The sequence below is a fragment of the Psychrobacter sp. 78a-MNA-CIBAN-0178 genome (assembly GCF_040309625.1).
In the GTDB taxonomy this organism is placed as follows: domain Bacteria; phylum Pseudomonadota; class Gammaproteobacteria; order Pseudomonadales; family Moraxellaceae; genus Psychrobacter; species Psychrobacter okhotskensis.
On sequence record NZ_JBEOOZ010000135.1, the window covers coordinates 1 to 268 of the forward strand.

A 268-nucleotide genomic window follows, 5' to 3' on the forward strand; every position below is an offset into this window, starting at 1 on the left:
GCTATGGCCTGGAATGAACCGGGTAATAATGGCAATGATAAAGATCCGTGGAATAACAAAGGCGGACGAGATCAAGGCCCACCTGATTTAGACGAGGTGCTGCGTAAATTCAGTAACAAGTTTAGTGGCTTATTTGGCGGCAAAAAACCGGGCAATGGTAGCGGCGGTGGACTTGGTGGAGCCGGTATTTCATTTATACTTATAATTGCTGTAATTGTATGGGCACTCAGTGGTATTTATACCGTGAAAGAAGCTGAGCGTGGTGTGG

Annotated in this window: 1 protein-coding gene; it reads left to right on the top strand. The window is 46.3% G+C overall.

Annotated elements, in window-relative coordinates:
- Positions 1-268, top strand: a 268-nt coding sequence (locus tag AAEY80_RS14575) for a protease modulator HflK N-terminal domain-containing protein (protein WP_350588595.1), incomplete at both ends; no start/stop codon positions are given.